The sequence below is a fragment of the Pseudomonas sp. GW456-12-1-14-TSB6 genome (genome assembly GCF_059424205.1).
This window is the reverse complement of record NZ_JBWKZE010000020.1, coordinates 112,317-119,099: the sequence shown is the minus strand read 5'-3', so window position 1 is coordinate 119,099 and position 6,783 is coordinate 112,317. Positions and strand designations below refer to the sequence as shown.

General features: G+C 61.7%; 7 protein-coding genes. All 7 read right to left on the bottom strand.

The window, feature by feature from the left end; all coding sequences use genetic code 11:
- Window positions 1-238: 238 nt before the first annotated feature.
- The 7 genes from ycaC to AC07Y2_RS19270 all read right to left on the bottom strand — a co-directional run bounded on the left by ycaC (window position 239) and on the right by AC07Y2_RS19270 (window position 6,749).
- Window positions 239-865 (bottom strand): isochorismate family cysteine hydrolase YcaC, encoded by a 627-nt coding sequence (gene ycaC, locus AC07Y2_RS19300; protein WP_039771508.1) that lies wholly within the window; start codon window positions 863-865, stop codon window positions 239-241.
- 69 nt (window positions 866-934) lie between these two features.
- Window positions 935-2,773, bottom strand: coding sequence for an amidohydrolase (locus tag AC07Y2_RS19295; protein ID WP_064378893.1), 1,839 nt, complete (start codon window positions 2,771-2,773; stop codon window positions 935-937).
- Between the two features lie 45 nt (window positions 2,774-2,818).
- Window positions 2,819-3,445 (bottom strand): antibiotic biosynthesis monooxygenase, encoded by a 627-nt coding sequence (locus AC07Y2_RS19290; protein WP_103386639.1) that lies wholly within the window; start codon window positions 3,443-3,445, stop codon window positions 2,819-2,821.
- The gene (locus AC07Y2_RS19285) at window positions 3,438-3,854 is read right to left on the bottom strand and encodes a DoxX family protein (protein WP_085667851.1); all 417 of its coding nucleotides are present in this window, start codon (window positions 3,852-3,854) and stop codon (window positions 3,438-3,440) included. Before AC07Y2_RS19285 ends, AC07Y2_RS19290 begins: the two co-directional genes overlap by 8 nt.
- A gap of 215 nt (window positions 3,855-4,069) precedes the next feature.
- Window positions 4,070-4,447 (bottom strand): DUF6124 family protein, encoded by a 378-nt coding sequence (locus AC07Y2_RS19280; protein ID WP_103386638.1) that lies wholly within the window; start codon window positions 4,445-4,447, stop codon window positions 4,070-4,072.
- Between the two features lie 349 nt (window positions 4,448-4,796).
- Entirely contained in the window at window positions 4,797-5,720 is a 924-nt protein-coding gene (locus AC07Y2_RS19275) for a LysR family transcriptional regulator (protein WP_011333412.1), read from the bottom strand.
- Between the two features lie 45 nt (window positions 5,721-5,765).
- Window positions 5,766-6,749, bottom strand: coding sequence for an MBL fold metallo-hydrolase (locus AC07Y2_RS19270; RefSeq protein WP_103386637.1), 984 nt, complete (start codon window positions 6,747-6,749; stop codon window positions 5,766-5,768).
- Window positions 6,750-6,783 lie beyond the last annotated feature (34 nt).

Genomic DNA, 6,783 nt, shown 5'->3' with positions numbered 1-6,783 from the left:
CCTCACCCCAGCCCTCTCCCCCAGGGGGGCGAGGGGGAAAGGGAGCCGATCTCGGTGCTTTTCAAACCTGAGTTCGACTCGATTTTTCAGGTCGATGTACCTCGAAAGAACAACTCGGTCAGCTCCCTCTCCCTCCGGGAGAGGGCTGGGGTGAGGGCTGGTTTTCGAAGTGAAAATACACACTCACCAACACCGCAAAAAAAATGCCCGCTCTTCAGCGGGCATTTTGTTCAGCCAATTACTGGGCCGTGAACTTGGTATAGCTGTTGATCAGGTTGCGGTAGTTAGGCAGACGCTGCGACAGCAGATTCGCCAGGCCTTCCATGTCGTTGCGCCAGTCGACTTGCAGCTCACAAGCCACAGCGAACCAGTTCAGCAGGTGTGCACCGGCAGCCGACATGCGCGCCCACGCCGCTTGTTGCACGGTGGTGTTGAAGGTGCCGGAAGCGTCGGTGACCACGAACACTTCAAAACCTTCAGCGATGGCCGACAGGGTCGGGAACGCCACGCACACGTCAGTCACCACACCGGCGATGATCAGTTGCTTGCGGCCGGTAGCCTTGATGGCCTTGACGAAGTCTTCGTTGTCCCAGGCGTTGATCTGGCCAGGGCGGGCAATGAACGGCGCGTCCGGGAATTGCTCTTTCAGCTCAGGCACGATCGGGCCGTTCGGGCCGGAATCGAAGCTGGTGGTGAGGATGGTCGGCAGGTTGAAGAATTTGGCGATGTCGCCCAGTGCCAGCACGTTGTTCTTGAACTCGTTCGGCGAGAAATCCTGTACCAGCGAGATCAGACCGGTCTGGTGGTCGACCAACAGCACAACGGCATCGTCTTTGTTCAGGCGGCTGTAAGGAACGTTGCTCATGTGAAACTCCTCGATGGATGGTTGTTGCGGGGAGCGCCGCTCACACAGAGCGGCGCTTTTTCAAAAGGATCAGAACGCGAAGCAGGAGCAGCCGAACGCGCCCCAGAAACCGGCGAAATCGCTGACCGGCGCATTCGACATCCGCGCTTTTTCGTGGCTGTGGGTATGCACTGCGCACGGGCCGCTGCACTGGTGCACCTGGGCCTGCAATGGCGAATTCGGGCGCCAGTGGCCCGGGACTTTCACCACCGGCGACCAGTCCGGCAGCACCGGCAGCGAACGTGGGCCGAGGTCTTCGAAGTCGCCGGCGGCGTACACGATCTTGCCGCCAACCACGGTCAGCACCGACTCGATCCACTTGATCGCTTCTTCCTCGACACTGAAGAAGTCCGCGCTCAGCGCTGCCAGGTCCGCCAGTTGCCCGACCTTGATCTGGCCTTTCTTGCCCTGCTCGGACGAGAACCAGGCGCTGCCATGGGTGAACAGTTCCAGCGCGGTGCTGCGTGGCAATCCTTCTTCGTACAGCGCCAGACCGCCAACGGTACGACCGCTGACCATCCAGTACAGCGAAGTCCACGGGTTGTAGCTCGACACGCGAGTGGCATCGGTGCCCGCGCCGACCGGCACGCCTTCGGCAAGCATGCGCTTGATTGGCGGGGTGGCTTCGGCGGCTTGTTTGCCGTAACGGTCAACGAAGTATTCGCCCTGGAACGCCATGCGATCCTGAATCGCGATGCCGCCGCCCAGTGCCCTCACCCGCTCGATGTTCTGCGGGGTGATGGTTTCGGCGTGATCGAAGAACCACGGCAGGCCGTTGAACGGAATGTCGCGGTTGACCTTCTCGAACACATCCAGCATGCGGCTGATCGATTCGTTGTAAGTGGCGTGCAGACGGAACGGCCAGCGCTGCTCGACCAGGTGGCGCACCACCGGCTCCAATTCCTGTTCCATGGTCTGCGGCAGGTCCGGGCGCGGTTCGAGGAAGTCTTCGAAGTCCGCTGCCGAGAACACCAGCATTTCCCCGGCGCCGTTGTGGCGCAGGAAGTCATCGCCCTGATGCAACTTGACGCTGCCAGTCCAGTTCTGGAAATCGGTCAGCTCTTCTTTCGGTTTCTGAGTGAACAGGTTGTAGGCGATGCGCACGGTCAACTGGTCGTCCTTGGCCAGTTGTTCGATCACCTGATAATCGTCCGGGTAGTTCTGGAAACCGCCGCCGGCATCGATGGCGCTGGTCAGGCCGAGGCGATTGAGTTCGCGCATGAACTGGCGGGTCGAGTTGACCTGATATTCCAGCGGCAGCTTCGGCCCCTTGGCCAGCGTCGAGTACAGAATCATCGCGTTCGGCCGCGCCACCAGCATGCCGGTCGGGTTGCCGTTGGCATCGCGCACGATCTCGCCGCCCGGCGGGTTCGGCGTGTCGCGGGTGTAGCCGGCCACGCGCAACGCGGCGCGGTTGAGCAACGCACGGTCATACAGGTGCAGGATGAACACCGGGGTGTCCGGCGCCGCCTGGTTGATTTCTTCGAGGGTCGGCATGCGTTTTTCGGCGAACTGGAATTCGTTCCAGCCACCGACCACGCGCACCCATTGCGGAGTCGGCGTGCGGTCGGCCTGATCCTTGAGCATGCGCAGCGCATCGGCGAGCGACGGCACGCCTTCCCAGCGCAGTTCGAGGTTGTAGTTCAAGCCGCCACGGATCAGGTGCAAGTGCGAGTCGTTGAGACCGGGAATCACGCAGCGGCCCTTGAGGTCGACCACTTGAGTGCCGGCGCCCTTGAGGGCCATCGCCTCGGCATCGTTACCGACGGCGACGAAACGACCGTCCTTGATCGCCACGGCACTGGCGAGGGGTTTTTCGCGGTCTACCGTATGAAATTGGCCATTGAACAGAATCAGATCGGCGTTCATCGCAGTTCCTTCGAGATAAGTGAAACGGAGCCCGGACCCGCCGCTTCAGCGCGGCGGATTGGCATTGGATTCGAGGTGTTTGTGTGACTGACCGGCTTCCAGCCACGGCGCGAACAGACGGGTCACGGGCGGCATGAACACGTAGACCACCGACACCACGATGGTCAGGGTGATCAGGAACGTCGCGACCACGTAGTTGGAGAGAAAGGCATTGAGTTGCAGCAGTGGCCCCCAGATCAGCGGCACCAGCAAGGTGTGCGGCAGGATCACCAGCAGCGTCACTACAGCCTGCTTCCAGCGCGGTGGCGGTGAGCCGGCCTCGGCCGTCGGCGTGAACCAGAATTCGCTGGCCGTATTGACTTCGGTCTGGTCGCCGTCGGCGAGCATCGGCGCGGCTTCGTCGATCAGTTTCTGACGCTGCGGCGAATCGAGCCAGCGCTGCATCGCCTCGGTCGAGCAATAACGCAGCACGCAGGTGAACAGTGCGAGCCCGCCCTGCTGGCTGCGCATCACGTCCACGCCCAAGTGCCCTTCTTCGCGCCCCGCCACGCTGACAATGTTGCGCAGCCAGGCTTCGTAAGGCTGCTCGAAACCGGCCTTGACCCGGTGCTTGACGATCAGCGTCACGGTTTCTTCGGGTCCCGGTTTTTTCAGGGTCTGGGCATCAGGCATAACGGAGTACTCCGGGCAAACGAACATTGAGCGCCAGCCGTCCGGGCCCGGCGATCAGAACAGTGGTGAAGAGGATCAACAGCAACCAGCCGAACTGCCCTTCGGCCACACTCCATTGCGGATGCACAAGCAGCAGCGCCACCAGCAGCACAAAGAGAATAGGCAAGCACGCCAGACGCGCCAGCACCCCGGCGACAATCAGCAGCGGACAGAGGACTTCGGCGAAGATCGCCAGAATCAAAGTGAGATGGGCCCCGAGGTGAAACGGATCTTCGATCTGTTGCAGCTGCGCGGTGAAGTCCAGCAGCTTGGGCAAGCCGTGGACGAACAGCAGAAACAATCCGCCGGCGACCCGCAGAAACAGCAGGCCGAGATCTTGCGCCTGGTCATTGCGTTGTACAGCGTTCATGGGCCCACCCTTGATCAATCATTGCAGGCCATGGTGCAACGATTGATCGGGGGGAAATTGGATGGGTGTGCTCTCTTTTTTGAGAGCACCGTCGGTCGTTCCCACGCTCTGCGTGGGAATGCCTCAATGGACGCTCTGCGTCCGCTCTTTGGGACGCGGAGCGTCCCGGGCTGCATTCCCACGCGGAGCGTGGGAACGATCAGGTGAGCAGTCGATCAAGCTACAGCGGGCGCCTCAGCCTTCAGTTCCAGATTATCCAGCACTCGATTCACCGCCAGCTCCCCCAACATGATCAACTGCGCAATCCCCAACAGCACATGCCGCTGCGTGCCGTCCACCAGCCCGGCGAAGTCATTGGCCATGACCTTGGCCGAGGTCAAGGTTTCGCAGGCGTCGGCCAGCAGTTCTTCGCTGTCGATGCCGGGAGCGATGAGGTAGCGGGCGTTGGGTTTGAGCAGCGGTTTTCGGGGGAGGAGCGGATTCAGATAGTGATCGAGGGCGTGCTCGGCGGCTTCGTGGAATTTCTTGGAATCGAGGGTTTCGTAGGGCGAGGTGGGGTCGGTTTCAGGCGGGTTTGGCGTTGGTTTGATCATGGATAAAGCCTCTAGAGTAGTGGAGGCGCCACGCTTCGCTGCTAAACGAAAGAGGTGGCGGCCGTACGCGGGTTAGCAGACCAGGACTCTAGAACCCGGCGCACCGAAGTGCCCCACGCAAAGCCGCCATAACGTGAACGGACAGGCGTGAGCCTGATCACGAACGAACGGCATTGTGCGTCTAGAGTAGATCCGGGCTGCTAAACCCGATCGCTGTTTTTCAGCGACCGGCAAACAATAGAACCCGTCCCAGAGGCGCACAAGCCGGCGGATTCTGGCGTACACGTAGGCAAAGGCGCAAGGCGTTGTGGCTTACCGGAAGTAACGCTAAACACCTTTCAACAACGCGCTAAACCGCCGGAATATCCAGCGTCACCGACATGAACTGACTGATCCGCGAACGCAGCCATTTCTCCGCCGGATCGTTGTCATGCACCCCGCTCCACGCCATCGACAGTTGCGCCGCATCAATCGGGAACGGCGGATCTTCAGCCCGCAACGCACACCCTTCGACCAATGCACACGCCGCGTAATCCGGCACGGTCGCGATCATCTCGGTGCCGGCCAGCAGCGCGCGCAGGCCGCTGAACTGCGGCACACCGAGCACCACCCGGCGGCTGCGACCGACCTTGGCCAGGTCCATGTCGATGTTGCCGCTCAGGTCTCCGGAGAACGACACCATCGCGTGCGGGCGCTCGCAATACTCGTCAAGCGTCAGCGGGCCCGGACGATTGTCGCCACGCAGGACCTTGCAGGGAATATCGCGCAGTTTCTTGCGCTTGGCGTTGGCCGGCAGATCGGTGGTGTAGCTCACGCCGACAGAAATTTCTCCCGATGCCAGCAACCCCGGCATCAGCAGGTAATTGGCGCGACGTACCACCACGACAATCCCCGGCGCTTCTTCCTGCAACTGGCGCAGCAACGGCGGGAACAGACCGAATTCGGCATCGTCCGACAAGCCGATGCGAAACACGTCACAACTGGTCGCCGGATCGAATTCCTTGGCCCGGCTGACCGCGCCAGAAATCACGTCCATCGCCGGTTGCAGTTCCTGGAGAATCGCCAGCGCCCGCGCCGTCGGCTCCATGCCCCGGCCATTGCGCAGCAACAGCGGATCATCGAACAGATCGCGCAGACGCCCCAGCGCGGCGCTCACCGCAGGCTGCCCCATGAACAGTTTTTCGGCGACGCGGGTCAGGTTCTTTTCGAACATCAGCGCTTCGAAAATCACCAGCAGGTTCATGTCGACGCGGCGCAGATCGTTACGGTTCATGGGGCACGTTTTCCTTGTTTGAGCCTGACGTGGGAGCTGCGCACTTTACTCGATCAGCGGCACTTTGGCCGCGCGTTTGTAGGGGCCGTATTCGACCGGTACCCACTGGAAGTGCTTGTCGACTGCCGTGATGTGGCCGATGCCCGGGAACGGTAAGTGCGCAGCCGTGACCCAGGTCTTGCTGGCCGCCGCTGCACTGAACACGGCGTTGCGACTCTTGATCGTTTGCTGACCGTTGACGTCGAAGCGGATCGACACCTCTGGATGATCGAACTGCACCGCCAGGTTGTGCACCAGGTCACCCATGAACACGATGCTCTGGTTCTGCGAAGTGAAGCGGTAGGTGGTGCTGCCCGGCGTGTGCCCGGCTTCCAGTGTGGCTTCGACCACACCCGGCAAAGGCGACTGGCCCTCTGCGAACGTCTTGAAGCGCCCGGCCGCCACGTAAGGCGCAGTGGAATCCTGGGCGATCTTGAAAAACTCCCGGGCACCGGCCGGCGCCTTGGCCTCGGCCTGCGGATCGAGCCAGTAATCGGCTTCGGCCTTGGCTGCATAAACCGTGGCATTGGCAAAGATCGGCCGTTGCTGACCGTCGACCAGCCCACAGACGTGATCCAGGTGCAGGTGCGTCAGCAGAATCGCGTCGACCTGCTCAGGCTTGTAACCCGCTGCCTGCATGTTCGCCGAGAGCTGGCCGGCAGTGGCGCCGATGCACTGACCCGCGCCGGTATCCACCAGAATCAATTGTTTGCCGGTGTTGACCAGGAACGCATTGAACGCAGTCTGCACGCCCGGCGTTTCAATCGAGCGCCGGGCCAGCAGCGCGCGAATCTGGCCCTGACTCATGCCCTGCAGCAGCTTCGGCGACAAATCGTTGTAGCCGTCGAACAGCGCCGTCACCTCGTAATCGCCCAGCGCCAGCCGGAAATAACCCGGCGCCTGCGTGCCGACCTGCGGTGCCTGCGCCATGGCGCTGGACATCACACCGACCACCGCCATGCCGATTACGCCGTTGAACAAACCTTTCATATGCATCCTCTCGCCCGAGCCCGATTCTGCGGCC